Source organism: Paraperlucidibaca sp., from assembly GCF_982810325.1.
Window position 1 is genome coordinate 17,980 of the sequence record NZ_CEYEMI010000001.1, and the last position, 24,784, is coordinate 42,763.

The 24,784-nt window shown below is 53.5% G+C and carries 25 protein-coding genes and 2 pseudogenes; 6 read left to right on the plus strand and 21 right to left on the minus strand.

Going from position 1 to position 24,784, the window contains the following annotated elements:
- Together AC3DKE_RS00080 and serA are read right to left on the minus strand one after the other, a co-directional pair.
- A partial coding sequence (locus tag AC3DKE_RS00080; protein WP_487989645.1) for a 4'-phosphopantetheinyl transferase family protein occupies positions 1-368 on the minus strand: 368 nt, incomplete at its 3' end.
- Between the two features lie 11 nt (positions 369-379).
- The gene (serA, locus tag AC3DKE_RS00085) at positions 380-1,609 is read right to left on the minus strand and encodes a phosphoglycerate dehydrogenase (RefSeq protein ID WP_340675453.1); all 1,230 of its coding nucleotides are present in this window, start codon (positions 1,607-1,609) and stop codon (positions 380-382) included.
- Between the two features lie 98 nt (positions 1,610-1,707).
- Here serA and AC3DKE_RS00090 point away from each other — a divergent pair, with 98 nt between their 5' ends.
- Entirely contained in the window at positions 1,708-3,108 is a 1,401-nt protein-coding gene (locus AC3DKE_RS00090; protein WP_487989647.1) for an FAD-binding oxidoreductase, read from the plus strand.
- 48 nt (positions 3,109-3,156) lie between these two features.
- Positions 3,157-3,867, plus strand: a complete 711-nt coding sequence (locus AC3DKE_RS00095) for a fumarylacetoacetate hydrolase family protein (protein WP_487989649.1) — start codon at positions 3,157-3,159, stop codon at positions 3,865-3,867.
- 29 nt (positions 3,868-3,896) lie between these two features.
- Here AC3DKE_RS00095 and AC3DKE_RS00100 read toward each other — a convergent pair whose 3' ends face one another.
- Positions 3,897-4,310 carry an RNA-binding S4 domain-containing protein gene (locus AC3DKE_RS00100; protein WP_487989651.1) on the minus strand — a complete coding sequence of 138 codons (414 nt, stop codon included), beginning with the start codon at positions 4,308-4,310 and terminating at the stop codon, positions 3,897-3,899.
- A complete protein-coding gene (gene yrfG, locus AC3DKE_RS00105) occupies positions 4,307-5,044 on the minus strand; it encodes a GMP/IMP nucleotidase (protein WP_487989652.1) in 738 nt (245 codons plus the stop codon). Before yrfG ends, AC3DKE_RS00100 begins: the two co-directional genes overlap by 4 nt.
- A 62-nt stretch (positions 5,045-5,106) precedes the next feature.
- On the opposite strand from yrfG, the gene AC3DKE_RS00110 reads away from it, so the two are divergent.
- Positions 5,107-6,066 carry a 3'(2'),5'-bisphosphate nucleotidase CysQ family protein gene (locus tag AC3DKE_RS00110; RefSeq protein ID WP_487989654.1) on the plus strand — a complete coding sequence of 320 codons (960 nt, stop codon included), beginning with the start codon at positions 5,107-5,109 and terminating at the stop codon, positions 6,064-6,066.
- A 59-nt stretch (positions 6,067-6,125) separates the two neighbouring features.
- Here the strand turns inward: AC3DKE_RS00110 and AC3DKE_RS00115 are convergent, their stop codons facing one another.
- Genes AC3DKE_RS00115 through AC3DKE_RS00125 form a run of 3 tightly spaced genes read right to left on the minus strand, consistent with a single transcriptional unit; the run spans position 6,126 to position 8,736 of the window.
- A complete protein-coding gene (locus AC3DKE_RS00115; RefSeq protein WP_411729455.1) occupies positions 6,126-7,313 on the minus strand; it encodes an iron-containing alcohol dehydrogenase in 1,188 nt (395 codons plus the stop codon).
- 1 nt (position 7,314) lies between these two features.
- Positions 7,315-7,842 carry a hypothetical protein gene (locus AC3DKE_RS00120; RefSeq protein WP_340675460.1) on the minus strand — a complete coding sequence of 176 codons (528 nt, stop codon included), beginning with the start codon at positions 7,840-7,842 and terminating at the stop codon, positions 7,315-7,317.
- Between the two features lie 48 nt (positions 7,843-7,890).
- Positions 7,891-8,736 carry a 23S rRNA (adenine(2030)-N(6))-methyltransferase RlmJ gene (locus AC3DKE_RS00125; protein WP_340675461.1) on the minus strand — a complete coding sequence of 282 codons (846 nt, stop codon included), beginning with the start codon at positions 8,734-8,736 and terminating at the stop codon, positions 7,891-7,893.
- Between AC3DKE_RS00125 and AC3DKE_RS00130 the strand changes: the two genes are divergently transcribed.
- On the plus strand, positions 8,735-9,430 hold the full coding sequence (locus tag AC3DKE_RS00130) for a 2OG-Fe(II) oxygenase (protein ID WP_340675462.1): 696 nt from the start codon (positions 8,735-8,737) through the stop codon (positions 9,428-9,430). The genes AC3DKE_RS00125 and AC3DKE_RS00130 overlap by 2 nt on opposite strands.
- Positions 9,431-9,448: 18 nt before the next feature.
- Here the strand turns inward: AC3DKE_RS00130 and AC3DKE_RS00135 are convergent, their stop codons facing one another.
- The 5 genes from AC3DKE_RS00135 to argE all read right to left on the minus strand — a co-directional run bounded on the left by AC3DKE_RS00135 (position 9,449) and on the right by argE (position 15,484).
- On the minus strand, positions 9,449-9,814 hold the full coding sequence (locus AC3DKE_RS00135; protein ID WP_340675463.1) for a CoA-binding protein: 366 nt from the start codon (positions 9,812-9,814) through the stop codon (positions 9,449-9,451).
- Positions 9,815-9,837: 23 nt separating this feature from the next.
- Positions 9,838-11,229, minus strand: a complete 1,392-nt coding sequence (locus AC3DKE_RS00140; RefSeq protein WP_487989656.1) for a DsbA family protein — start codon at positions 11,227-11,229, stop codon at positions 9,838-9,840.
- A gap of 5 nt (positions 11,230-11,234) precedes the next feature.
- Positions 11,235-12,914 carry a dihydroxy-acid dehydratase gene (ilvD, locus tag AC3DKE_RS00145; RefSeq protein ID WP_340675465.1) on the minus strand — a complete coding sequence of 560 codons (1,680 nt, stop codon included), beginning with the start codon at positions 12,912-12,914 and terminating at the stop codon, positions 11,235-11,237.
- An 11-nt stretch (positions 12,915-12,925) separates the two neighbouring features.
- Positions 12,926-14,245: an amino-acid N-acetyltransferase gene (argA, locus tag AC3DKE_RS00150; RefSeq protein WP_340675630.1), complete on the minus strand. Its 1,320-nt coding sequence runs from the start codon at positions 14,243-14,245 to the stop codon at positions 12,926-12,928.
- Positions 14,246-14,323: 78 nt separating this feature from the next.
- A complete protein-coding gene (argE, locus tag AC3DKE_RS00155) occupies positions 14,324-15,484 on the minus strand; it encodes an acetylornithine deacetylase (RefSeq protein WP_340675466.1) in 1,161 nt (386 codons plus the stop codon).
- 203 nt (positions 15,485-15,687) lie between these two features.
- On the opposite strand from argE, the gene AC3DKE_RS00160 reads away from it, so the two are divergent.
- Complete coding sequence (locus tag AC3DKE_RS00160; RefSeq protein ID WP_340675467.1) at positions 15,688-17,346, plus strand: alkaline phosphatase; 1,659 nt, start codon at positions 15,688-15,690, stop codon at positions 17,344-17,346.
- Positions 17,346-17,870 carry a hypothetical protein gene (locus tag AC3DKE_RS00165; protein WP_379070877.1) on the plus strand — a complete coding sequence of 175 codons (525 nt, stop codon included), beginning with the start codon at positions 17,346-17,348 and terminating at the stop codon, positions 17,868-17,870. The genes AC3DKE_RS00160 and AC3DKE_RS00165 overlap by 1 nt, the downstream gene beginning before the upstream one ends.
- A gap of 35 nt (positions 17,871-17,905) precedes the next feature.
- On the opposite strand, the gene tatC is transcribed toward AC3DKE_RS00165, so the two are convergent.
- The 9 genes and pseudogenes from tatC to hslU form a co-directional block, all read right to left on the minus strand.
- A complete protein-coding gene (gene tatC / locus AC3DKE_RS00170; protein ID WP_487989659.1) occupies positions 17,906-18,667 on the minus strand; it encodes a twin-arginine translocase subunit TatC in 762 nt (253 codons plus the stop codon).
- Positions 18,660-19,013 (minus strand): Sec-independent protein translocase protein TatB, encoded by a 354-nt coding sequence (tatB, locus tag AC3DKE_RS00175; protein WP_487989660.1) that lies wholly within the window; start codon positions 19,011-19,013, stop codon positions 18,660-18,662. The genes tatC and tatB overlap by 8 nt, the downstream gene beginning before the upstream one ends.
- Positions 19,014-19,033: 20 nt before the next feature.
- Positions 19,034-19,291: a twin-arginine translocase TatA/TatE family subunit gene (tatA, locus tag AC3DKE_RS00180; protein WP_340675471.1), complete on the minus strand. Its 258-nt coding sequence runs from the start codon at positions 19,289-19,291 to the stop codon at positions 19,034-19,036.
- Between the two features lie 42 nt (positions 19,292-19,333).
- Positions 19,334-20,058 (minus strand): annotated as a pseudogene (hisIE, locus tag AC3DKE_RS00185) (bifunctional phosphoribosyl-AMP cyclohydrolase/phosphoribosyl-ATP diphosphatase HisIE).
- Between the two features lie 18 nt (positions 20,059-20,076).
- Positions 20,077-21,726, minus strand: coding sequence for an AarF/UbiB family protein (locus AC3DKE_RS00190; RefSeq protein WP_487989662.1), 1,650 nt, complete (start codon positions 21,724-21,726; stop codon positions 20,077-20,079).
- Positions 21,723-22,355 carry a ubiquinone biosynthesis accessory factor UbiJ gene (locus tag AC3DKE_RS00195; protein WP_340675475.1) on the minus strand — a complete coding sequence of 211 codons (633 nt, stop codon included), beginning with the start codon at positions 22,353-22,355 and terminating at the stop codon, positions 21,723-21,725. Before AC3DKE_RS00195 ends, AC3DKE_RS00190 begins: the two co-directional genes overlap by 4 nt.
- A 20-nt stretch (positions 22,356-22,375) precedes the next feature.
- Positions 22,376-23,116 (minus strand): annotated as a pseudogene (gene ubiE / locus AC3DKE_RS00200) (bifunctional demethylmenaquinone methyltransferase/2-methoxy-6-polyprenyl-1,4-benzoquinol methylase UbiE); the annotation flags it as partial.
- Positions 23,117-23,172: 56 nt separating this feature from the next.
- The gene (locus tag AC3DKE_RS00205; RefSeq protein WP_340675476.1) at positions 23,173-23,922 is read right to left on the minus strand and encodes a DUF8198 family protein; all 750 of its coding nucleotides are present in this window, start codon (positions 23,920-23,922) and stop codon (positions 23,173-23,175) included.
- Between the two features lie 70 nt (positions 23,923-23,992).
- The coding region (hslU, locus tag AC3DKE_RS00210) for an ATP-dependent protease ATPase subunit HslU (RefSeq protein WP_487989664.1) at positions 23,993-24,784 on the minus strand (792 nt) is incomplete at its 5' end.

A 24,784-nucleotide genomic window follows, 5' to 3' on the forward strand; every position in this document is an offset into this window, starting at 1 on the left:
TCCGACTCCGACTTTGTGTTTGAGGCGGTCTGCTGTTGAAAAAACTCATGCGGAGCAATCGCTAGCGCCACAATATATTGGCTATGTGACCAGTTCAGTTGCCAACGACCATCGGGCCAATAGGGCTTGCCTAGATCAGTTGTTTGTAGCTCGGGCGGCGTTAAGCTGTTGTCGTCGTGCTCTGCGAGCCATGACAACACTTGAGCTCTTTGGCGCTTCCGTAGCGAATCGGCGGGCAGGGGTTCTAGCGCGGCTATATATACGGTGATGTGTTCAGGCACGGCGCCATCGCGAATGCAGCCTTGTGTGTCGACGTTATAAATGACTCGGCCGCCACGAGCGGGAGCTGCGATGGCGGCCGAGATCATAGATATTTAGCTTAGTACAGTACGCGGGTACGAATAGTGCCGTTGATCTGTTGCAGCTTTTCTAGCGCGACGTCTGAATAAGCAGCGTCAACTTCCATGACTAAATAGCCGATGGTGTCGTTGGTCATCAGCGATTGGCCGCTAATGTTGATGCCATTTTCAGCAAACACTAAGTTGATAGCCGAGAGCACGCCAGGAATGTTTTTGTGGATGTGCAGCAGGCGGTGTTTGCCCGGGGTCACTGGCAGTGATACTTCAGGGAAGTTCACCGATGTGGTGGTTGCGCCGGTATCGGAATAGCGTGCGAATTTCTCTGCAACCTCTAGGCCGATATTGGCCTGTGCTTCTAGTGTTGAGCCACCAATATGTGGCGTCAAGATCACATTGAATAAGCCACGCAGCGGCGACACGAACTCTTCATCGTTTGATTTTGGCTCTTTCGGGAACACGTCAATTGCCGCGCCGTTTAAGTGCTTGCTAGTAATAGCTGCGGCCAATGCATCGATATCGACACAGGTGCCACGTGCGGCATTGATGAAGATGCTGCCTGCTTTCATTTGTGCGAAATGCTCAGCGCGCATCATATTGCGAGTCGATGGTACGTCTGGCACATGCAGTGAAACTACATCGGATGTGCTTAGCAGCTCTTCCATGCTGGTAACTTGGCGAGCATTGCCGAGTGGCAGCTTGGTTAGCGTATCGAAATAAATAACGTGCATGCCCAGTGATTCAGCTAGAACAGAAAGCTGCGAACCAATAGAGCCATAACCGACGATGCCTAGCGTTTTACCGCGAGCTTCGTAAGAGCCTTCAGCCGACTTTGACCAGCCGCCGGAATGTACCATGGCGTTTTTTTCTGGGATGCCGCGAAGCAATAAAATGAGCTGGCCCAAGACCAGTTCGGCGACTGAGCGAGTGTTTGAGTAGGGCGCATTAAAAACGGGAATGCCGCGCGTTAGTGCCGCTTTCAAATCGACTTGGTTGGTGCCGATGCAAAAGCAACCAATGGCCACGAGTTTGTCAGCTGCAGCAATCACTTTTTCGGTGAGCTGCGTGCGCGAGCGAAGGCCAACGAAGTGTGCATCTTTGATCTTTTCAATCAGCACATCTTCGTCGAGTGCACCGCGAATGTATTCAATATTGGTGTAGCCATTGTTGGCTAAAATATCGAGCGCATTTTTGTGAACACCTTCGAGCAACAGAAAGCGGATTTTGGCTTTATCGAGGGATAGCTGGCTCATGATGCGCGCTCGCAGATGGTAATTTCGAGGGCGGCATAGTAGCACAGGCTCTGCATTAGGTAGAATGGTCGAATTGAAATCTGTTATAGGACGCTGACATGGCATTGGCCGCTGCAACACTTCAGGCATTGGTAAATATTGTGGGCGAGTCCCGCGTGCGCGTGGATGAGCAAAGCTTGGCAACTTGGGGTGTGGACTGGACCAAAATGTATACGCCAGCGCCATCAGCCATTGTTTTTCCATCGAGCATCGAGCAAGTGCAGGCGGTGGTTCGTCTGGCCAATGAGGCGGGCTTTGCCATCGTGCCATCGGGCGGTCGTACCGGCCTGTCGGCGGGCGCAGTTGCTGCCAATGGCGAAGTGGTGGTGAGCTTCGACTATTTAAATAAGATCACTGAGTTCATCGCGGAGGATCGCGCGGTGCGTATTCAGGCTGGCGTGGTGACTGAGCAGCTGCAAAATTTCGCTGAAGAAAAAGGTCTGTATTATCCGGTCGATTTCGCTTCGGCGGGCTCGTCGCAACTGGGCGGCAATATTGGCACCAATGCTGGCGGCATCAAGGTTATTAAGTACGGCATGACTCGTAACTGGGTGTTGGGCTTGAAGGTAGTGACCGGCAAGGGCGACATTCTCGAACTCAATAAAGACATGATCAAAAATGCCACCGGCTATGATTTGCGGCATTTATTTATTGGCGCTGAAGGCACATTGGGCTTGGTGGTTGAGGCGACAATGAAGCTTGATCGTGCGCCGCGGAATTTACAGGTGATGGTTTTGGGCACGCCCGACTTTCCATCGGTGATGAATGTGTTGCGCGAGTTTCAAGCTCGGCTAGACCTTACCGCTTTTGAGTTTTTCTCCGAGCTGTCGGTGCAGATAGTCACTGCGCATTCGGGGATTCCGCGGCCGTTCGAATCCGCGACTCCGTTTTACGCACTGCTTGAGTTCGAGGCTCTGTCGGAGGCCATGAGCGATGAAGCAATGACTATTTTCGAGCATTGCGTGGAGCAGGGTTGGGTAGTTGATGGCGTGCTAGGCCAGTCGGAAACTCAGGCGAAAAACCTCTGGCGCCTGCGCGAAGATATCTCAGAGACCATCGCTCCCTTTACGCCGTATAAAAACGACATCTCGGTGATGATTGCGCGCGTTCCAGCTTTTATTGCCGATATCGACGCCATTGTCTCTAGTCAATATCCAGACTTCCGCGTGGTCTGGTTTGGCCATATTGGTGATGGCAATTTGCACTTAAATATTCTCAAGCCTGATGAAATGGACAAGGCGGTATTCTTCGCCAAGTGCAAAGAGGTCAATGTGCAGGTGTTTGAAACGGTGCAGAAATACAACGGCTCGGTGTCGGCAGAGCACGGTGTTGGCATGACTAAGAAAGCGTATTTGACCTATACGCGCTCGCCGGTTGAGATTGAGTATTTGCGTGCGATCAAGCAGGTTTTTGACCCGAACGGTGTGATGAATCCGGGCAAGATTTTTGATTTAGCTTGAAGCCGCTCGGCATTTGCGTTGGCGTTTTATGAGATAGGAGTGGACGGCATGGACTATCAGCATCAATGGTATGGCGGAGCGGCAACAAACTTAACCGTTGGCAAGCTGGTCTGTGTCGGTCGCAATTACGCTGCCCATGCGCGCGAGCTCGGTAACGAAGTGCCTGATGCACCGATTATTTTTCTTAAGCCAAGCACATCGGCCGTGGCATTGGAGTCTGGGTTTCCAATTCCAGTGGGGCAGGGCGAATGCCATTTTGAAACTGAAATCACGCTGCTGATTGGCCAGCGCCTGGTTGTGCCTGCGCAGAGTAATTCCGTTACGAAAGACATCACAGCTTTGCAAGAAGTGAGCGCTGAGCAAGCACGTGCGGCTATTGCTGGCGTTGGTTTAGGCTTAGACCTTACCTTGCGTGAGAAGCAAAACGAGCTAAAAGCGAAAGGACAGCCCTGGGAGTTAGCCAAAGCATTCGATGGCTCGGCGCCGTTGAGTGGCTTTTTGCCAGTGACTGATTTTTCTGACTTAGCTGCAGTTGAATTCAGCTTGAGCATCAATGGTGAGCGCCGTCAAAGTGGTGATAGCGCCGATATGATTACCGACATGATTGCTTTGCTGCAGTTTATTACGCGCTATATCACGCTGCTGCCGGGAGATGTGGTGATGACAGGTACTCCTGCTGGCGTGGCGGCATTACATTCGGGCGATACGTTAACGTTGCAATTAGCTGATTTAGCGACGTGGAAAACACGAGTGCTTTAGCGGCGTTATTAACTAAGTAGCAAGCCAGCTCATTCGCCAAACCCGCGCTGAAAACGATGGATCTGCCGGCGCTCTTTCTTATTCGGCTTATGGTCAGGATGCGCTAAGTTTTGTGACTTGCGCTGCTCACGAAGATCGTCGCGCTTAGCAATACTTTCTGGTGTTTCGTGATACAGCAGCTGCGCCACCGGCGCCGGTCCTCGCACGCTCGACAGCGCATCAACGACAATGATTTTCTCATCATGACCTTGTCGAATAGTCAGAGTCATATCGACAAATACTTCGCGGCTCACTTTTACGCGCTGACCATCGCAATGCACATGGCCGCTGTCGATGGCGTCTTTTGCTAGCGAGCGCGTCTTGTAAAAACGAGCTGCCCACAGCCATTTATCAACTCGTGTGCGAGTGTCGTTGTCGCTAGCGTTTTTACTGCCAGACTTCATTTTTTTGTAGGCTCCGAGGCCGCCTTGAGCGCAGCAATATCGCCGAATGCAGGAATAATCCCAAGCTCAGCAAACTGATCAATTGCCGGATAACGCAGGCGTTTACGTGCGGGCTTTTCGCTATCGGGTGTGCTCACACAAATGCAGTCGCGGATGCCAAAAAGCTGAGCACTATCAAGCACTGCTTCGCTGTCATCAACAAAAATACTGCGTGATGGGTCTATATTTTGCTGCTCACACAGCTGCTGCCAGAACGCTTGATCTTCTTTTGGCTGGCCATAGTCATGCGAGCTCACCATGGCATCGAAATAATGAGCAAAGGTCTGTACGGTTAGCTTTAGTTCAAGGCTTGAGCGATGCGCATTGGTGGCAAGAATTAAGCGTCGTCCGCTATTTTTCACAGCTGCTAAAAAAGCAAAGGCGTCGGCACGCTCGCGGATTAAATGCTTCAGGTCATTTTTGTGCGGCACAATATCGAAGCCAACCTGTTCGCTCCAGAAATCGGTGCAATACCAGTTCAACTGGCCTTGATGATGTTGAAAGCGCATGAGCAATTCGCCCAAGCCTTGCTCGCGCGGCAAGCCGTTGTGATCGGCAAAGAGTGCGGGCAGGTGCTGCATCCAAAAGACATTGTCGAAGTGCAGGTCGAGCACGGTGCCATCCATGTCTAAAATTACCGTGTCGATGGTTTGCCAATCGATGGTGGTGTTGGCAGTGTCGAGCAAAGCAGTCATTCGCGTATCCTGTGGCTTATGCGCAGCGATGCGCAGCAGCTCATTAGTTTCGAGGCCAAATCATGTCAGCCGATGTTCGAGATAGTCTTCAGCAAAGTGCTCAAGCGCGCGTTCGCAATAGTGTAACGCGAGATGCGTTGGCTGCGGTGATGGCTGTTGCTGAAGATGCTGGGCGCGCCATCATGGCGATTTATAGCGACTCGGCGCGATGGGCGGTGACAGAAAAGCTCGACTCCTCGCCGATTACTGCTGCCGATATTGCCGCCCATGAAAGCATCGTTAAGGGACTGCAGGCACTACCAGATAAAGCCTTGGCGGGCCTACCAGTTTTGTCAGAAGAGTCCTCGCCAGACGATTTACGCGATCGTCGAGATTGGGCTGCGTACTGGTTGGTTGACCCACTTGATGGCACTAAAGAGTTCATTGCGCGCAATGGTGAGTTCAGCGTCAATATTGCCTTGGTAATTGGCCACGAGGCCGTCTTGGGCGTGGTCTATGGGCCGGCAAATGGCGTTAGCTATGTGTCGGCAGAGGGCGTGGGCAGTTTTCGGGTCGGGCCTGAGGCAGTCATTGAGACTACAGCAGTGGCTGAAGCCATCAGCTCCGTTTCGGCAAACAAAGCCGCCTCCGCATGGATGCCAATCCAAGCGCGTGCACCAAATTGGTCGGCCTCAAATGGCACACTCAACTTAACCGTTAGTCGCCGTCATGGCCTCGAGCGCCTAGCCCATTTTGAGCAGTCGCTACAGGCGACCGGATGGCAGGTGAGCTCTATTCCTGCTGGCTCTGCATTTAAGATTTGTGTCGTGGCCGAGGGTCGCGCTCATGCTTATCCACGCTTTGGGCCGACCAGCGAATGGGATACTGCTGCCGCTCAAGTCGTGCTCGAGCAAGCGGGCGGTGAGTTGGTTGACGCGAGAGGTCAGCGCTTTTTGTATAACTGCCGAAGCACACTACTCAATGGCGATTTTTTGGCCGTCGCTAAGGCCAGTGAGCCTTGGTTGAAGCATTGGCCAAGCTAGTTTTTCAAGGCGAAAAAAAGCCCAGTTTTGAGCTGGGCTTTTTTATTGCTGCGAGAGGTTTAGCCCCAGGCTTTTTCCAGAAGTGCCAACACTTGCTTGCGATCAACCTCTTTCGGATTAATAACAATCGAGCCGTCATCCAGCGTTAAGTCAGCGATGTGGTCAAACTGATCGCGTGTGACTTTGCCAGTTTCTTGCAAGGTGCGTGGCAGCTTGCAGCGCGCATGTATCTCATCACGCATGCGACGAATTTCTTCGATAGCACGGTCGGCGCGTTGTGCCGCCGGTGTGCTGGCATAGACTTCAGCGCCAGCAATCGGCAGTAGTAAGTCGGCGATGCGGTCACCATTTTTGTCTTTATTAAACTCCAGCACATAAGGCAGGAATAAGTTCATGCACAGGCCATGCGGCAGATGACTGGCCGCGCCCAGCGAGTGGCCTAGCGAATGCACGAGACCAACCATGGCATTGGAAAATGCGATGCCGGCCATGGTTGAGGCTTGCGCGAGCTCTAGACGGCCATCGGAGTCGCTGGGGTTATCCAGCACTTTCAATAGATTAGCGCTGACTTTAGCGATGGCGCTAGTGGCGTAGGCGTCGCTAATTGGGTTATGCGCCATGCAGGTGTAGGCCTCAATGGCATGCGTCATCGCATCCATGCCGGTCATCGCAGTGATGTGCGGTGGCAAGGTTAGCGTCATGCGCGGATCGAGCACGGCGGCATTGGGCATTAAGAAGTACGACACAAAGGGCATTTTCACGCCGGCTTGGTTGTCGGAAATCACCGCGATGGCAGTAGTTTCTGAGCCTGTGCCAGATGTCGTTGGCACCACAAATAAAGGCTTCAACGGACGCTTCAGCACATGCGCACCGGAGTAGGCGCGAAGATCGTCGCCGCCTTCTGAGACCAAAATATTGACCGCTTTACAGGTGTCGATAACCGAGCCACCGCCGACAGCGATGATGGCATCGCAGCCGTTGTCGTTATAAACCTTGGCTGCTGCATGCACAGTTTCAATTGAGCTATCTGGCGGAACATCATCAAAAATTGTGCTGACATTGATCTCGGCTGCAGCAAGTGCGCCTTCGATATGCTTAAGCAAGCCGACTGCGCGCACGCCTTTATCGGTGATGATCATTGGGTTTTTGGAGCCGAGAATATCGAGCTCAAACGGGATGTGTTCTAACGCAGCATTGCCCGCGATGACTTTAACGGGGCAAAAAAATTCGTAGTAAGGCTTGCTCATATCAGTTCCCTGCAATCAGCGATTTGGCGACTAGGCCGTAAATGCGTGCGGCTTTGGTGATCTTTTCGGTGAGCGGTACGGCGTCGTAACGCTTCACGGCGCGCTCGGCAATCAGGCGCGGCAAAATCAAGGTTTCCATCTTGTTCAAACAGCGCACTAAGCGAATGGCGTGACTGACATTGCCATCGGCAATCATACGGTCATTGGCAAAGGCTTGCGCGGTGCCTTCTTGGAAGGAAAACACCAAAAAGGCATGCGAGAGATGCTTGAAGCGGATGGTTAGTTCGGGCTTGCCGACAGGAGCTGAAATGACTTCGGAGTGGCCATTTTTGCCGATGCGCAAAAAGAAGCTAGGGCCGCTTGGGAAGACAGTCATGCAAACCTGGAAGCCTTCGGGCAGTGCCGCGAGCTCTTTTTGTACGGTTTCATCGACGCGGCTAGCTGCTGCTAAGCCGCCGCCAACCACTTTCATCATGGTGGCGACATAAGCTTTTTGAGCTTGGTAGCTCAGGTGTTCCTTGGTAATCATGGTGCTCTCGGTCATCCGCTCAGCGTGATGGTGCCGAGTTTAGAGCAGTTACTCTAAATTGACTAGCCAACGCACTTTGGTCGAGCGCTGCGGATGCTCAGATAAACGGTCGACTAACCATGCCAAGGTTTTCTGTGCCTCTTCGTAGAATCCCCAAGGTGGGTTAATGACGATTAAGCCGCTGCCATTTAGGCCTAAGGCGTTGTCGTCGGGCTGCATTAATAGTTCGCATGACAGCATTTTATTTATTCCGCTATTCATCAGCTCGCGATAAAATTTCACGATAGATGCGCGCTGCTTGATCGGGAACCAAATGCCATAAACGCCGGTTGGCCATTTTTTATGTGCAGCCACGATGAGCTTAACCAGTTGCGGAAAGCTATCGCGCTCAAGCTCATAAGGCGGGTCGATGAGCACCAAGCCGCGTTTTTCCTTTGGTGGAATCAACGCAGTTAAGCCTTCATAGGCATTGCGTTGGTGCACGGCCACGCGCGAATCGTTCTTGAAGTAATGGCGCAAACTGGCGACTTCAGCGTGCTGCACATCGATAAAAATGGCGCTGTCTTGTTCGCGCAATTGGCGCTGGCCTAGCCATGGCGAGCCGGGGTAATTGCTACGCGCTCCTGTGGCTTGGCAGGCAAGCACGCCTTGCAGGTATTCGGCCACCCATATTGGTGCGCCGCGATGGTCATCTAAGCGGTCGATGCCTTGTTGGTATTCACCGGTTTTCTGAGCCTGCATGCCATGCAAGTCGTAAACGCCGGCGCCGGCATGCGTGTCGATAAAGCAAAATGCCGACTCTTTCTTTTTCAAATGCGCCATTAGGCCCATTTGCAGACTGTGCTTCATAACATCGGCAAAATTGCCGGCGTGAAAGTGGTGACGATAATTCATGGCAACAACATCAGGTAGTGAACCGCAGATGATACCCGCTAATGACAGCGTTGAGACGATTGTGGTGTGGCCAGATCTAATTCGAATAGCGAGCGAGCAGCTTTTCGAACAGGGTTGGGCAGTTATAGCCAATGCTATTCCGCCTGATTTACTGCGTGCATTGCAGCTCGAGTTGCAGGAGCGCGATGGTGCTAATGAGTTATATCGCGCTGGCATCGGCCGTGGCTCAACGCATCAGGTCACGGGCAAAGTGCGTGGTGATCGTATCGCGTGGCTGGAGCCGGAGTGGCCGGCGGCAGCTGCTTATTTGGCGCTAATGGCGCAGCTGCAAGCACATTTAAATGAAATGGGCTTTTTAGGCTTGGCCGACTTTGAGGCGCATTACGCGATTTATGACCTAGGTAGCTTTTATCGCCGTCACACCGACCAACATATCGAGGTGAGTGTGCTGGGCGCAGGGCGGCGTATTGTTTCTACGGTGTTGTATTTAAACGATGTGCCGTGGCCTAGTGATGGCGGTGGCGAGCTGGTGCTGTATCCGCCTGAGCAGGCGACTGTGAATATTTGCCCCGAGGGTGGAAGTCTCGTCGTGTTTTGGAGCGACACCATTGTTCATGAGGTGCTGCCTGCGCAGCAAGCCCGTCGCAGTATTGCAGGTTGGATGCGTACGCGAGGCAGTGAGCTGCCCGTGTAGGATTAAGTGGCCGGAGCCTCAGTCGTATTGGCCAGTACGCAGCAGCACCAGCGTGCAGGCGTCTTCTACCGCAATGCCTTGAGCTTGGAGTACGGCACTAGCCTGCGGATGTTCTGCGCCAGGATTAAAAATGACCCGCTTTGGGTTTAGCGCAAGCAGTGACTCAAGCTGGCTATCGAGGTGGGCTGGAGCGACATAAATGGTCACGGTGTCGACGGCTTCGCTGATTGCATCGAGGCTACGTGCAACTGTAATTCCATCGATTTGATCATGGCCGGGATTAACCGGAATCACTCGGTGGCCATGTTTCTGCAACAGCACCATCGCTTGATGGCTATAGCGTTCTCGCTTCGGACTGGCACCGAGTACCACAACCGTTTCCATATGGTTACTCCTTAGCTGCTTAGTTAGCGTCGCGAACTGAGTGGATGATTTATTTTCAATGCATCATTGAGCGCATCTTCCAAAACCCAAAGTCTATCCTGGCCCCAAGTTTGGCATAGCGGTTGGCCATCGAGGTGCAAGTTAAAGCTTGGCACGCCCCACAACCCTAGCGCTAATAGCTCGCCATGATGCTGTGATGCAGCTTCGCGCCAGTCATCACTAGCCAATGCAGCATCGACAATATCGGCAGTCACGCCAGCGCGCAAAGCACAGGCGTAAATCTCGGGTAGATGGCTTAAGTCACGACCCTCATGCCAAATCGCCGCGCAGGCGGACTCGGCAAAATCTAGCGCTAATTTTTCCGACTGTGTGAGCACCGCATGTGTCACCGCTAGACAATGTTCTACGCCAGCGCCGACAGGATCGCAAATGCGACCAAAGTCTAGGTCGAGTAAATCGGCTTCACGCTTGCTATCAAGCAAAATATATAAGCGCTTAATGGTTGGCACGGGCAGGCCGCGCATGACCATGGGCAAGACCGGCTTTAGGCGCAAGACAATGCCGTAATGTTCGGCGAGTAGGCGGATGCGGCTCAGCGCTAAATATGAGTAGGGGCTGCGATAAGAAAAGTAGACATCGAGTTCGGCGTCGAGTGCGCGCAAGTCGGCTAGTCGCTCAGCATCGCTGACGAGAAAGTGGCCATCGATATGCGTGCTCCACTGCGCGCTGGCGGTGCCTAAGTTCAAGCTGGTTAGGCGGCGGCTTAAGTAATCTAAGCGATCAATGCCCCAATACCATTCGCCGGCGTAATGCAGCATGGCGCTGGCGTAATGGCCGAGTTGGCGCTGCTTGTCGGCATTGCGTTTTAAGTGGCTAGCAATGGAGTCGGCATCGAACTTTGCAGAGCTCATGTTTATCGCGAGTTCGTCCTGACACTGTTGCAATGCAGGGTGATCTTTTCGCCATAGTGCGCGCAAAACATCACGCGCCTGCTCCATGACCGATGCCTCTTGATCCGAAAGCTCGAGCGCAATTAATAATCGCTCAGCTAGCGCAAGATCCTTTGCATTTGCTTGCCATGATGTCGGAGCGTCGAGGCCATGCCAACGCGCGAGGCGGGTGGCATCGTGACCAGAAAATTGCGTTAAACGCTCCGGCTCTGGCGTGGTATCAGGGCTTCCGGAACCGAGCATGCGTAGGCTTATACGCAGGCCAAAGTCGGCCTCTAAAGTGGGTAGTGCTTGCAGTAATAAATACGCGTAAGGGTCATCTACGCGTAACCAAACACTGACTTGATGCGGGTAGCGCCCGAGCCGTCGCCAAGCTTCCAGGCCACTACGCCGCAGATCACGCAGCTTATTGCTGGTGAGTGCGGCGCTAAGGCGTGGCTGAAGAAATCGCTGTAGGCGGCTCATATCGCTTACGCGTCTGTGACTGCGCCTTCGGAGGCGCTCGACACTAGCTTGGCGTATTTGGCCAGCACACCACGGGTGTAGACCGGCGCAGGGGCAGTCCAGCGCGCACGGCGTTCCGCCAAGGTGGCCTCGGATACAGCAACGCTGATTTCGCGAGTTTCGGCATCGATGGTAATCGCATCGCCATTTTCGAGAAGTGCAATCGGGCCGCCATCCTGCGCTTCAGGTGTGATGTGACCAACAACAAAACCATGCGAGCCACCGGAGAAGCGGCCATCGGTTATGAGAGCCACCTCTTTGCCTAGGCCTTTGCCCATCACGGCTGAGGTTGGTGAGAGCATTTCGCGCATGCCGGGGCCGCCTTTCGGGCCTTCGTAACGAATCACAATGACATCGCCTGCGACCACTTCGCCATTGAGGATGCCGGCGAGTGCCGCTTCTTCACCGTGATAAACACGGGCGCGGCCTTCAAAGCGCAAGCCTTCTTTGCCAGTGATTTTAGCAACGGCACCTGTCGGCGATAAATTGCCGTGCAAAATTACTAAGTGCGAATCTTTTTTGATCGGATTATCGAAGGAGCGAATGATGTCTTGATCGGCTGGATAGTCGGCGACGTATTCGAGATTCTCCGCCAGTGTTTTGCCGGTGACGGTAAGTGTGTCGCCATGCAATAGGCCAGCATTGAGCATGCGTTTCATCAGAGGCTGGATGCCACCGATGGCGACTAATTCGCTCATCATGTATTTGCCTGATGGACGTAGGTCGGCCAGCACCGGCGTGGTTTTGCCGATTTCGGTGAAGTCGTTAAGTGTTAGCGGCACATTCACGGCGTGTGCCATGGCCAATAAATGCAGCACGGCGTTGGTGGAGCCAGCTAAAGCGATGACCACACGAATGGCGTTTTCGAAAGCCTTACGCGTCATGATATCGCTAGGCTTTATGTCGCGTGCTAATAGGTCGAGTACTTGCTCGCCGGCACGGAAGCAGTCGAGTGCCTTGTCGCTACCGGTGGCATCTTGTGCGCTGGAGCCGGGCAGTGACATGCCCAAGGCTTCAATCGCCGAAGCCATGGTGTTGGCGGTGTACATGCCGCCACACGAGCCTGCGCCAGGAATAGCGGTTTCTTCAATTTGCTTGACTTGAATGAGGTCGATGTCGCCTTTGGCGTGCTGACCAACCGCTTCAAATACCGAAATAATGTCGGTATGGCCGTGACCGGGTTTGATCGTGCCGCCATAAACAAAGATGGCCGGGCGGTTCAAACGCGCCATGGCGATCAAGCAGCCGGGCATGTTTTTATCACAGCCACCAACTGCCACTACGCCATCAAAGCCCTCGCAGCCAACTACGGTTTCAATCGAGTCAGCAATGACTTCGCGCGACACCAGCGAATACTTCATGCCTTCTGTGCCGTTGGCGATGCCATCGGAAATAGTGATGGTGTTGAAAATCACGCCTTTGCCGCCAGCCGCATTAGCGCCTTTTTCGGCCTCTTCGGCGAGCTTGTCGATGTGCATATTGCATGGCGTTACGTTCGCCCAAGTTGAGGCGATGCCGATTTGCGGTTTTTTGAAATCTTCATCGGTGAAGCCCACTGCGCGCAGCATGGCGCGACCGGGTGCGGCTTCAACGCCATCAACCACTTGTGATGAGAACTTGCGCATATTGTCGGTAATTTTTGTCATGACCGGTTTCCTTAAAGCTTTTTGCTAAAGACCAGCGAGTTGCGCTGGAAGTTGTAGAGAGAGAGACGTTGTTTCGGCAAGTCATCGACAGTGGCTGGCTCAAAACCATGCTCTTGAAACCACAGCGCAGTGCGCGTGGTGAGCACGAAAAGCTGGCGTAGACCTTTGCTCATGGCGCGATTTTCCAAGAAGGCCATCAGCTCGGAGCCGCGTGCACCTTTGCGGTAGTTCGGGTGGATGGCGACGCAGGCAATCTCACCAGATGGAATTTCGCCGGGGCTGGTTGGCAGCGGATAGAGCGCGGCGCAGCCGATAATCATGCCGTCGCGTTCGACCACAGCAAAATGCGAAATTTCACTTTCCAGTTTGCGCCGTGAGCGCCGTACCAAAATGCCTTGCTCCTCGAGCGGCTCAAGCATTTCGATGAGACCGCCGACATCTTCAATTTCGGCGGTGCGAATTTCTTCGTATGGGTCGTGAGTGATCAGCGTGCCAGAACCATCACGGGTGAACAGCTCTTGCAGCATGGCGCCGTCGCGGGCATAGGAAATGATGTGCACGCGTTTGACGCCTTCGCGGCAAGCTTCGCGTGCGGCGTTCATATGGCGCAGCAACTCGGTGTCGATGATGCGATTACGCAAATATTGATCGACTTCGTTGGGGATCATTTCACGCAATAGGCGTTCGTCATCTTCGCCCAAAATGCCTTCGCGCTCGCCCAAGCAAATTAGCTTATCGGCCTGCAAAGCAGTCGCCACTGACACGGCAACATCTTCAGCCAAAATATTGAAGACCTCACCCGTGGTGGAGTAGCCAGTTGGACCAAGAATGACGATGTGGTGGTTGTCGAGGTTTTTGTTGATGGCTTCAATATCGACCGAGCGCACTTCACCGGTTAAGCCAAAGTCGACACCATCGCGCACGCCATAGGGCTTGGCGGTAATGAAGTTGCCAGAGACTGCATCGATTTTGGCGCCGAACATTGGCGAGTTGGCGAGACCCATCGACAGTAATGCTTCGATCTCTAGGCGAATAGCGCCAACGGCATCCATGACGCAACGCAGGGCCTCACGCGTGGTGACGCGAATGCCATTGTGATAAGGCGTTTGCAGGCCGTATTCGACGAGATTCTCATCGATTTGCGGGCGCGCACCATGCACCAAAACTAAGTTAATGCCGAGCGAGTGCAGTAGCGCGATGTCATGCACGATATTGCGGAAGTTCTCGTGATTGACGGCTTCACCGCCAAACAGCAGTACAAAGGTTTTGCCGCGATGCGCATTGATATACGGCGCGGAGTTACGAAACCAATGCACATATTGGTCCGACATGGTGTCTTGAAAAGGGGTTTGGCTACTCAAGGGAGGGCCTTCCGTGATGTTAAGTTAAGAAGCGATTGTATAAGCCGATTAGTGCGCTAAGCAAAAGCGTTTTACTAAGCCGCGTAAGATATTAATTGTTGGGTTGAGATTGGCTAGTTCAACATATTCATTGGGCTGATGCGCAACGTCGATATTTCCAGGGCCAAAAATCAGTGCATCCATGCCCAAGGCCTGTAAATACGGGCCTTCGGTGCCAAAAGCAGCAGCGCCGGCTGGGTAGTTCGTGAGCTGCTCCAGCGCTTGCACCAATGGTGATTCAGCAGGAGTTTCGAGCGCGGGTGTGCCGGCAAAAAGCGGCTCATTGCGAATGCTAACGTTGAAGCGTTCGGCCAGTGGCAGCAAACGCATATTGATGTCTGCGCGCAACTCGGCCATGTCCATGCCGGGAAGCGGGCGTAAATCGTATTGCAGTTCGCAGCTTGCGCAGATGCGATTAGGGTTATCGCCTCCGTGAATACAGCCCAAGTTTAGCGTTGGTGTAGGCACGGTAAATAGCGCGTTGTGATAGCGGCTGGCCAGTTGCTCACGGTAGGCAATGAGCTCGCCAATGACGGCATGCATAGCATCAAGCGCATTGCGACCGAGGCTTGGATCACTGGAATGGCCGCTTTGGCCTTCAATGAAGATGCGCTCCATCATCGCGCCTTTGTGCATGCGCAGTGGACGCATGCTAGTGGGCTCGCCGATCACTGCGTAGCGGGCTTTTGGTTTGCCGGCATCGACCAAGGCGCGGGCGCCGGCCATGCTAGTTTCTTCGTCGCAAGTGGCCAAAATAATCAGCGGTGCGGCTAAAGTTTTGCCGGCGCGAATGTGAGCCACGGCTTCATCGGCGGCGGCTAAAGCAAGCGGGAAAAAGCCTTTCATGTCGGCGCTGCCGAGGCCATATAAACGGCCATCGCGCTCAGTCAATTCGAAGGGGTCGTTATGCCAGCCGTTAGAGTCAAACGGCACGGTGTCGGTATGGCCAGAAAACACCAAGCCACCAGGGCCTTCGCCAAGGGTGGCGAGTAAATTGGCCTTGCCCGGTGACACCGGCATGATTTCGCAACGAAAGCCGAGCGCTGTTGCCCATTCGGCAATCAGATCGATGACTGCGCGATTACCTTGGTCGATCGAGGCGTCAGTCGAGCTCACGCTAGGCGTGGCGATGAGGGCATTGAGTTGTGAGCGTAGTGCGGCGGAAATCATGATTATCAATAGTGTTGGTTTAACGAAGCAATACACCATACACCGGAATGCGAGCGCGCTCTACTGAGCAATAGGCAGCGTTGCTAGGAGAAAATTGAAAGCGTCATCTGGGCGTCATGGCCGCGTCACTTGGGGCTGTGACTATCTATGAGTTATTTCAGTGCGCCATCGGGCGCGCGACCATAATCCATAGGAGCAGACTGATGAAGATGAAAATAATTGCCGCTGGAGTATTAGCGGCATCAACAATGGCATTGTTACAAGCTTGTGGTGGCTCTTCAGCAGTAGCTGATGTGCCTAGTATGTTGGCAGTGAATAAGGCCGACGTAACTTACTTCAGTGCGCGCGGTCAGCAGCGCTTGAGTGAAGAGCAGGCGCGTCAGGCTATTGCCAGTGGCAAAGCGAAAAACGTGATTTTATTTGTCGGGGATGGCTTCGGTATTTCAACACTCACCGCCGCACGTATTTTTGATGGTCAAGAACAAAACAAAGATGGCGAGTCGAACACCTTGTACATGGAGTCACTGCCGTACTTGGCGTTATCGCGCACTTATTCAGTGAATCAACAAACAGCTGATTCGGCTCCTACCATGACTGCAATGGTCACTGGTGTTAAAACCAAAGAAGGCTATTTGTCTGTGACCGGCGCAATAAAGAAAAACGCCGCCGATGGCTGCGCTGATTCGCGTAAATTAGCCACTATTGCAGAGCTTGCCGAAACGCAAGGCATGTCGACTGGAGTGGTTTCGACTGCACGCTTGACTCATGCCACGCCAGCAGCGGTTTATAGTCATATTCCTAACCGAGATGCCGAGAGCGATCGAGATCTTGCCGACTTAGTAGCTGCTAATGCTGTTGCTGCTACTGGTTGTACGGACATAGCCTCGCAGTTGATTAACTTTCCTGTTGGTGATGGTTTAGAGGTTGCGATGGGCGGTGGTCGCCGCGCTTTTTTGCCTAAAACAACTAAGGATATTGAGGGTAGCTTTGGCCGTCGTAATGACGGACGTGACTTAACAGCCGAGTGGTTGGCTAAGCACCCTGCAAACATGGGCGGGGCCGTAGTCCAAACTAAAGCTCAGTTTGATGCTTTGAATGCCGCAGCGACTAACCATGTATTAGGTTTATTTAATGCATCACACATGGACTTTGAGGCCGATCGTAAAAATGATGCGTCGCCTCAGGGTGAGCCATCACTGGCTGATATGACCAGCAAAGCCATTAGTATTTTGAGTAAGAACCAAAAGGGCTACTTCTTAATGGTTGAGGCAGGTCGCATCGATCATGCACACCATGCAGGTAACGCTTATCGCGCATTGAAGGATTCGCAGGCATTTGATGCGGCTATCAAAAAGGCCGATGAATTAACCAATGATAGCGATACATTGATTGTGGTTACTGCTGACCATAGCCACACATTGACGATTGGTGGTTACCCAATTCGTAACAACCCCATCTTAGGTCTGACGCGTGAAGCTAATGGCGCCACTGGCGATGTTGAAACCAGCGATGCTGTTGATTTGCTAGGTAAGCCCTACACCACGCTGCTTTATGCCAACGGTTTAGGCTTTGCTGCGGGCGTAGCTGGTGAAGACATCTATGGTGCTAAAACAAGTAAAACCGATATGACGCCTGGCTCGTTAAGCAATCCTCGTGCCGATCTCACAAGCGTCAATACCAAAGACATGAACTATCACCAAGAGGCTTTGGTGCCGACATCGGCTGAGACTCATGCCGGTGAGGATGTGATGATTTTTGCCAAGGGTCCAGGCGCACATTTATTCCGAGGAGTGGTAGAGCAAAGTTATATTTTCCATGTCATGGCTGACGCACACCCACTTCTCAGCAGTATGGTGAAGTAATGAGGGTTCGCCAGATCGTGCTGGCGTTGTCTGTGGCCGGTGCCTTTATGGCACCGGCTCATGCACAGCGTTGGGTGGAATATGAAGTGATTGCCGACGCTGGATACTGTGGGTCGTTGCCACCCGTATTTGCAGTGACACGCTGGAGTCATGCGAAAAATAGGCATGTCGCTATGCAGGCGCCAGGTCAGCTTTGGCAATGGCGGGCATCAACGCAAGGGCGTATTCAGCAAGTGCTTTTTTGGGCGCAAGACATCAAGCAAGGGGTGAGCTTTACGCATCCTTTGGAGTTGGCTCGCGCGCCTCAAGCGGCCGAGTTTGAGCGTCTGCTGAAGTCTCCGAAACAGCCATTTAGCCTAGCGTGTGGCGGTACTGCTAAGCCTGTGCGGCAATGGGATGCACCAGTGAAGGCGTTGGTGGCAAGTCAGCTGATTGATCAGGCTGATTTAGCGGACATGGATGGTAATCCGTTGGCGCGGGACTTACTGATGCGGATGGGCATGAGCCACGCGCATCAACATTAGATTTAGATGATGTTGTGTGACTAAGCCACGCTGGGCTATTCGCTAGCGTGGCTTTTTCGTTGGCGCTCCAATATGGCGCCGAAAAATAAGCCTGCTTCAAACAGCAACCACATCGGGATGGCGAGCATGGTCATCGATAATGCATCCGGTGGCGTCAAGAACATCGAGACGGCAAAGCAGCCGACAATGATGTAGCGACGCTTTTCGGCAAGAGATGCGCTGCTGACTACGCCGGCGGCTATTAGCACGAGCACGGCGATGGGAATCTCAAAGGTGACGCCGAAGACTAAAAATAGCTTTAGTGCGAAGTCTAAATAGAGATTGATGTCGGTCATGATGGCGACATCTTCAGGGCCGATGCGAGTGAAGAAGCCGAGGATGGCCGGCAGCGTGATGAAGTAGGCGAAGGCGATGCCGGCGTAAAACAGCACGACACTGCTGAACACTAAAGGGATGGCAATGCGGCGTTCGCGTTGATAAAGCGCCGGTGCAATAAAGCCCCAGAGCTGAAATAAAATATAGGGCACGCTGGCAAACAGCGCGACAAAAAACGTCAGCTTAAATGGCGCCATGAACGGTGAGGTGACATCGGTAGCGATCATCGTACTGCCGATGGGCAGTAGTGCGCGCAGCGGCGCTGATAGCCAAGCGTAAATATCGTTGGCGAAATACACCAAGCTGAAAAACACCACGATGAGCAGAATGATGATGCGCAATAGTCGTGTGCGTAATTCGATGAGATGCGCGACTAAGGGCATTTCGCCGCTAGGGATTTCGGGAGAAGTCTGCTCAGTCATTGGGCTTGCCCTGCGGCTGATTATCGCTGATTTTTACCGTGCTAGATTCATTAGCATCGGTTGTGCTTTCGACAGCAGGCGCTGGAGCGTTCAAGCTTTGCATAATATCAGTGCTCAATTGCTGCTTTGCGGCCTCGGCCTTGGCCATTTCTTTACGAATCCGCTCACGCATTTCAGAGCTAGCGACTTCGTTTTCGATGTCCGCTTGGACATTGATAATGGTGCGACGAATGCGGCCAATCCAAGCGCCGGCCATACGCGCGGCATGCGGTAGTTTCTCAGGCCCAAGCACCACTAGCGCGATGATCGCGAGGACAAATAATTCGCTAAAGCCGACATCAAACATGGCGCGCGTCTCGTTGGGTGCTAGCTGTCTTTGCGTTCGTGTGAGCTGGGCTCATTAGCTTTGATATCGCTTGGCGGCACTTGGTCCTGAGGCTGATGCGTGACTTTCTGCTCCGGCGCTTTTGCTTTTGCCTCGTCGTCTCCGCTCATCGACTCTTTAAAGCCTTTAATAGCACCGCCTAAATCCTTGCCTAAGTTTTTTAATTTGCTGGTGCCAAAGAGCAGCACGACAATAACCAGCAGCAGCAAAATATGTGGTAGTGACAGTCCAGATAACATTGATATCTCCTCGCGCTAGCGCGCCATTTCCATTTGCTAAAATTAAGGGGTGTCGCGGCTAGCCTTTTCGTCATGGCCGGACAGGCCGAAACGTCGTGCTAGCTCCGCTAAAATTTGATCGGGATGGCCGCCTAAATGGCTGAGCATGACCAATGAGTGAAACCATAAATCGGCAGTCTCGGAGACTAGCTCATCAAGTGATCCGCTGCGCTCGGCATCTTTCGCAGCAATGATGGTCTCGGTGCATTCTTCGCCGACTTTCTCGAGAATCTTGTTCAAGCCTTTATGATGCAGGCTGGCAACGTAGGAGCTCTCAGGGCTAGCCTTTTTGCGCTCAGCCAAGACTAGCGCGAGTTCGCGTAGCACATGATTTTTGTCAGAATCGCTCATGAGTAAATCTCGTCCGGTGATTTCAGCACGGGGTCTACGGTTTGCCATTGGCCATCGTGTAGACGGCGATAGAAGCAGGATTCGCGGCCAGTGTGGCAGGCCATGCCGCCGATTTGTTCAACTTGCATAGTGATGACATCGGCGTCGCAATCTAGACGCAGTTCAATGAGCTTTTGCACGTGGCCAGACTCTTCGCCTTTGCGCCAGAGTTTAGCGCGCGAGCGTGACCAATAGATCGCACGCTGCTCGGCGACGGTTAGCGCCAAGGCTTCGCGATTCATCCAAGCGACCATGAGGATACGGCCACTTTGATGGTCTTGCGCGATGGCAGGAATCAGGCCATCGCTATCGAACTTCACATCATCTAGCCAAGACATACTAGCCTCCACGGCAAATTAGGCGCGAGTTACACGCCAGAACGCGCTGACTACGATAACAGCAATGCCCCAACCTAGCAGCGCTGGTGGTGCTGACCACGGCAGGGCATCGGCACTGGCTAAGGCCATCAAGCCGCCACCGATAACGCCGAACCAGGCAATGAAATCTTGCCGACGACCTACGCGCAAGTCGGCCTGCAATGCGGTGAGCGCATCGAGCTGGCGACGCTGCCATTGGCCTTGCAGGCGTTGCTGGCTGAGCGCATCGAAAATGAGTTGGGGTAATTCGGGTAGGCCGGCGAGCAAGATCGGCGTGTCTTCTTTCACGCGCTTGAGCAGAGCTTTCGGGCCGATACGGTCGTTCATCCATTGCGTCAAAAGCGGCTTGGCTAGAGACCAAATATCAAGTGCCGGATAAAGCTCACGGCCTAGGCCTTCGACATGAATCAGCGTCTTCAGCAGTAGCACCAGCTGAGGCGGAATGTGTAGGCCATGCACGCGTGACATGTCGAGTAGGCCCGCCAAAATCGGCGCAAGTTGCACTTGATCGATGGGCTTGCTCAGCACCGGCTCTACTAAGCGGCGAACTTCACGGCTGATGACATCCAGCGGTGCGCCAGCAGGAATCCAGCCGGCAGTCGCCGCTACGCGCACCAGTTGTCCGAAGTCACGTTGAATTAAGCTCAGTAAAATCTGCGCGATGGTGAGCTGGTCTTCGCTAGGCAAAGTACCGACGATGGCGCAATCAAGACCGATAAATCGCGGGTCGCTGGGGTTGGCGGTTTCAACATAGACATTGCCGGGATGCATGTCGGCATGGAAAAAATTGTCGCGGAATACTTGCGTGAAAAAGATGGTTAAGCCTTTTTCTGCCAAGCGTTCGCGATCGATGCCTAAGCTGTCGAATGTTGCGTGGTCATTAATCGGCACGCCTTCGATGCGCTCGGCGATCATGATCTCGCGGCTGCCATTGGCCTCGTAAATTTCGGGCACATAAAACAGCGGCGAATTAACAAAATTGGCGCGCAATTGCCGCGTGTTATCGGCCTCAAGTGCGAGATCGGTTTCATCGAGCAGGGTGCGTTCGTAATCGTTGACGATGCGCGTTAGTGGAATCACGCGCAGGTCGAGTCGGCGCTCGGCAATTTCGGCTAATGACTTTAGCAAGGCCATATCGGTGCGAATGCGATCGGCGACGCCGGGGCGCAATATTTTGACGATGACTTCGCGGCCATCACGCAGCGCGGCAGTATGAACTTGGGCAATGGATGCAGCTGCCAGCGGTTCATCATCAAAGCGAGCAAAGGCCTCGTTTAAGGACAGGCCTAGTTCGCGCTCAACAATGGCTTTGGCCTCAATCACAGCGAATGGCGGCACATTTTCTTGCAGCTTGGTGAGCTCGTCGAGCACGGCCGGCGGCAATAAATCACGACGTGTCGAGATCAGTTGACCGAGCTTAATAAAGAGCGGGCCAAGTTCTTCAAAGGCGAGGCGAATGCGCTCAGGTTGCTGCGCCTGAGCTCCTGCAAACCACCAGGCTGGATGTAGGCGGAACGCGATGATGGCTAAGTGCGCCAACAGACTCGGCGGTGGCGGCAATAGGGTATCGAGGCGATAGCGCGCAAATACGCTCCACAGCACCAATAAACGTGGCAAGTGGCGCATCATGTCGTTGATCCTTGCAGTTTGCTCAGGCGTTGTTGCACGCGTTTAAGGCGAGCTTCTAAGCGTTCGCTGTCGGCGCGCAGATCATCGCAGTCGCTAACAAATTCGTCGATTTCCCAGCGCACCGGCAAGACTTCGCGCTCTTCTTGCAGATACTCGCGGCTATTGAGCAAAAAGGTTTTTGCGGCTTTTTGTGCGAAGCCAAAAAGGCCTCGGACATGGCGGCCAACTTCGTGTGCAGCACTGTCACCAAAGAGCATGCTCAGCGGTTCTTCCCAGTCAATATCGAGCTGCTTAGCAATACCATGGAGTTGCTCAATGAGCTGCACTTGGCCATGCACGCGCAGCGGCCCGCCAATCAATTGCAGTTCGCGCGACAAGGCCAGTTTCAGTAGTGCGCCGGTTTGCGCTTCGATGGTGGCGTGTGGGCGTTCGGTCGATTCTGGCAGCAAGCGAATACGCTCATCCTGAATGCGCAACATGACACTAAAGCGCGGCGATTCAGTCTCGACATAAATCGATTTACCGCTGAGCTCGCGCAGACGCAGACGCGTAGCAGGGTCGTATTGAAGTGCGCGATTGACCAGCGTTTCAACGCCGCGCAGGGCTAAGACTATGGGGAGCGATGGCATGGGCTGTCCTGTGCGGGCGCTTAAAAGCGGAAGCCGCGATGCAGGGCGACAATGCCGCCGGTGAGATTGTGATAGTCGCAACGCTCGAAACCGGCCTCGACCATCATGTCTTTCAGTGTGTCTTGGTCGGGATGCATGCGAATGCTCTCGGCCAAGTAGCGATAGCTTTCGGAGTCGTTAGCGACGAGCTTGCCCATGGCCGGCAGCAAGCTGAATGAATAAGCGTCGTAAATCTTCGCCAAGGGTTCGAAAATTGGCTTGGAGAATTCCAAGATCAATAAGCGGCCGCCGGGCTTTAAGCTTTGATACATCGAGCGTAAGGCGGCGTTTTTGTCGGTGACATTGCGCAGGCCAAAAGCGATGGTGATGAGGTCAAAACTGCCCGGCTCAAACGGCAGGCACTCGGCATTGGCTTGGACAAAACCCATATTGCCGTGCACACCCTGATCGAGGAGGCGGTCGCGGCCAACTTGCAGCATAGAGGAGTTGATGTCGGCCAAAATGACGTGGCCGTTAGCGCCAACTTCGCGCGAAAATGCTTTGGCTAAATCGCCGGTACCGCCGGCAATATCGAGCACGCGTTGCCCCGGGCGCACCCCAGAAAGCTCAATAGCAAAACGCTTCCACAGGCGATGAATGCCCAAAGACATCAGATCATTCATGACGTCGTATTTGGCTGCAACCGAGTGAAAAACCTCGGCAACTTTGCCAGCTTTTTCACTGGCGGCTACGGTTTTATAGCCAAAGTGAGTTTGCTCACCGGTGGCAGCGCCGCCAACTAGCGGGCCATTAACGGGAGGTAATGAAGGTCGTTTTGTCATGCCGAGGGCTCGTCATCGTCTACTGCAAAAGGGTCGCTGGCGCCTTGCGCGAGCCTGTCGAGGATACGCGTTTCGCGGCCCAAGAACACATCCAAAAAGCCGGCCACGGACTTCATTGGCTTCATCACAGCAAAGCCGGTGCCCATGAAGTCGTAGAGGCCAGCGAGGCCAGCCATATGCGCCGGGCCTTTGGACATTTTAAAGGTGGCGGTAATCAAGCGTGAGCGCACATAGCGGTCAAGGCCTAGGCCGAGTTCTCGCAGCAAATGCATTTGCGTGTGGCGTGCTTCAATTTGGTCTAGGCGGCGATAGCTGGCGATCAAATCGACATCTGTGGGTGCGTCAACACCGTGAGTAAGTAAGTCTTGCGCCACCGCTTCATCAAGCTCGCCGGTGAGCGCATTAGCTTCAACGGCAATCGCCGCGGTGCGCATGACTGAGTCGGGAAGCAGGCGTGTGGCCACAGGTAGGGCTTTTTCGATTTCGCGGGCTAATTCATCGAGCTCAAGACCGGTGTAGATGTCGTTGAGGAAAAACTCGGTGATTGGCGCAAAGCGTTTATCGGCCAATAAGCTGTGGTGTGTGCGGCGTAGGCGCGCAGTTTGCAGCGCTTGCACGGCGAGCACTTGGGCGGCCAATGCAGCATTGCCATGACGACTCCAGATGCGATAGCGGCCAATGCCAGCACGAATGCGGGTATTGGTGTCTGGAGTACCCTGAGTGGGTAATTTCACGGCAGCGTTCATGGTCTTGGTCTCTCGTCGTACGCCCGCGATCATGCAGACGTTGCAGTCTTTCTAGTTAAGCAGCCGGGTGTTACAAAATGAACCGGCTCAGATCATCGTCTTCAACCAAGGCGCCGAGATGCTTGGTGACATCTTCTGCGCTAATGATCAGTGTTGCGCCAGCCTGCTTCAGAGCTAAGTCGGCAGCATCGAAAGCAATGCCTTCAAGTAAACGTTCCAGAACCGTATGCAAACGCCGCGCACCAATATTTTCGGTACGCTCATTGACCTGCCATGCAACTTTCGCCAGCTCGGCAATGGCTTCCGCAGCGAACTCTAGCTTCAGGCCCTCAGTGCCCAGTAGCGCAATATATTGCTCAGTCAGCGAGCAATGCGGCTCAGTTAAAATGCGCTCGAAATCGGCCGGTGTTAGCGCGCTTAATTCCACACGAACGGGCAGGCGGCCTTGTAGCTCGGGAATCAAATCTGATGGCTTGGCGAGATGAAATGCGCCGGAGCAGATAAACAAAATATGATCAGTTTTTACGATGCCATATTTGGTGTTTACGCTGCAGCCTTCGATGAGCGGTAGCAAGTCACGCTGCACGCCATCGCGCGAGACATCAGCGCCTTGGCTGTCACCACGGCGGCAAACTTTGTCTATTTCATCAATGAAAACGATGCCTTGCTGCTCCACCGAGTGCAGGGCTTTTGCTTTCAAATCGTCTTCATTGACGAGCTTGCCAGCTTCCTCTTCACGCACGCGCTTATAGGCTTCGGCAATGCTTAGGCGTTGAGTTTTTTTCTTCGCCCCGCCAAGACCGGAAAACATTTTCTGCAATTGATTGCCCATGTCTTCCATGCCCGGCGGCGTCATCATATC

Bases quoted from the DNA above. Each gene is read 5' to 3' on its own strand.
- argE (WP_340675466.1), bottom strand. From the start codon at position 15,484: ATGATTTCCGCCGCACTACGCTCACAACTCAATGCCCTCATCGCCACG.
- AC3DKE_RS00130 (WP_340675462.1), top strand. From the start codon at position 8,735: ATGGCAACAACATCAGGTAGTGAACCGCAGATGATACCCGCTAATGAC.
- AC3DKE_RS00140 (WP_487989656.1), bottom strand. From the start codon at position 11,229: ATGAGCCGCCTACAGCGATTTCTTCAGCCACGCCTTAGCGCCGCACTC.
- tatA (WP_340675471.1), bottom strand. From the start codon at position 19,291: ATGTTATCTGGACTGTCACTACCACATATTTTGCTGCTGCTGGTTATT.
- AC3DKE_RS00205 (WP_340675476.1), bottom strand. From the start codon at position 23,922: ATGAACGCTGCCGTGAAATTACCCACTCAGGGTACTCCAGACACCAAT.
- AC3DKE_RS00160 (WP_340675467.1), top strand. From the start codon at position 15,688: ATGAAGATGAAAATAATTGCCGCTGGAGTATTAGCGGCATCAACAATG.
- AC3DKE_RS00165 (WP_379070877.1), top strand. From the start codon at position 17,346: ATGAGGGTTCGCCAGATCGTGCTGGCGTTGTCTGTGGCCGGTGCCTTT.
- AC3DKE_RS00190 (WP_487989662.1), bottom strand. From the start codon at position 21,726: ATGATGCGCCACTTGCCACGTTTATTGGTGCTGTGGAGCGTATTTGCG.
- tatB (WP_487989660.1), bottom strand. From the start codon at position 19,013: ATGTTTGATGTCGGCTTTAGCGAATTATTTGTCCTCGCGATCATCGCG.
- AC3DKE_RS00100 (WP_487989651.1), bottom strand. From the start codon at position 4,310: ATGAAGTCTGGCAGTAAAAACGCTAGCGACAACGACACTCGCACACGA.
- ilvD (WP_340675465.1), bottom strand. From the start codon at position 12,914: ATGACAAAAATTACCGACAATATGCGCAAGTTCTCATCACAAGTGGTT.
- AC3DKE_RS00090 (WP_487989647.1), top strand. From the start codon at position 1,708: ATGGCATTGGCCGCTGCAACACTTCAGGCATTGGTAAATATTGTGGGC.
- AC3DKE_RS00115 (WP_411729455.1), bottom strand. From the start codon at position 7,313: ATGAGCAAGCCTTACTACGAATTTTTTTGCCCCGTTAAAGTCATCGCG.
- tatC (WP_487989659.1), bottom strand. From the start codon at position 18,667: ATGACTGAGCAGACTTCTCCCGAAATCCCTAGCGGCGAAATGCCCTTA.
- AC3DKE_RS00125 (WP_340675461.1), bottom strand. From the start codon at position 8,736: ATGAATTATCGTCACCACTTTCACGCCGGCAATTTTGCCGATGTTATG.
- AC3DKE_RS00095 (WP_487989649.1), top strand. From the start codon at position 3,157: ATGGACTATCAGCATCAATGGTATGGCGGAGCGGCAACAAACTTAACC.
- argA (WP_340675630.1), bottom strand. From the start codon at position 14,245: ATGTCGGACCAATATGTGCATTGGTTTCGTAACTCCGCGCCGTATATC.
- serA (WP_340675453.1), bottom strand. From the start codon at position 1,609: ATGAGCCAGCTATCCCTCGATAAAGCCAAAATCCGCTTTCTGTTGCTC.
- yrfG (WP_487989652.1), bottom strand. From the start codon at position 5,044: ATGACTGCTTTGCTCGACACTGCCAACACCACCATCGATTGGCAAACC.
- AC3DKE_RS00195 (WP_340675475.1), bottom strand. From the start codon at position 22,355: ATGCCATCGCTCCCCATAGTCTTAGCCCTGCGCGGCGTTGAAACGCTG.
- AC3DKE_RS00135 (WP_340675463.1), bottom strand. From the start codon at position 9,814: ATGGAAACGGTTGTGGTACTCGGTGCCAGTCCGAAGCGAGAACGCTAT.
- AC3DKE_RS00120 (WP_340675460.1), bottom strand. From the start codon at position 7,842: ATGATTACCAAGGAACACCTGAGCTACCAAGCTCAAAAAGCTTATGTC.
- AC3DKE_RS00110 (WP_487989654.1), top strand. From the start codon at position 5,107: ATGTCAGCCGATGTTCGAGATAGTCTTCAGCAAAGTGCTCAAGCGCGC.